Annotated in this window: 1 protein-coding gene; it reads left to right on the top strand. The window is 40.2% G+C overall.

Going from position 1 to position 482, the window contains the following annotated elements; genetic code table 11:
* A partial coding sequence (locus G6042_RS00665; RefSeq protein WP_169522355.1) for a hypothetical protein occupies nt 1–482 on the top strand: 482 nt, incomplete at both ends.

Raw genomic sequence — 482 nt, forward strand, 5'->3', positions numbered from 1 at the left:
CCAATGCTGCTGCCACAACAAGATGTCCAAGCGAAGTAGGAAGCTTTATTTTACAAGTTAATCCAAAACCAATTGTGGCAACCCAATTGGCAGATTTTGCGAGTTGTGATGATATTGATGGTGTAAACGATGGACAAACTTTGTATTTTGGCAATCCATTGTCAGACTACATCGATGATGTATTAGGCGCAGGTCAAAGTCCAACCGATTACACGGTAACGTTCTATTACAACAGTCAAACCGATGCCGAAGCAGGATTAAATCCTATCCAAGACTTGGCAAATTACCAAGTACAAACTGGAACGTATTGGGTTAGAATAGAAAACAACCTTACAGGATGTTACATCACCGATAGTTTTGATGTTATTGTAGAACAACTAGCCGAACCAAATATCGTAGCATCGACAAACATTGCGTGTGTGAATTTTGGCGAAACGACGGTCAACAACACTTTGGTTTTAGACAGTCAAGTAACCGGAAAT

Source organism: Flavobacterium solisilvae, from assembly GCF_012911605.1.
Classification (GTDB): Bacteria; Bacteroidota; Bacteroidia; order Flavobacteriales; family Flavobacteriaceae; genus Flavobacterium; species Flavobacterium solisilvae.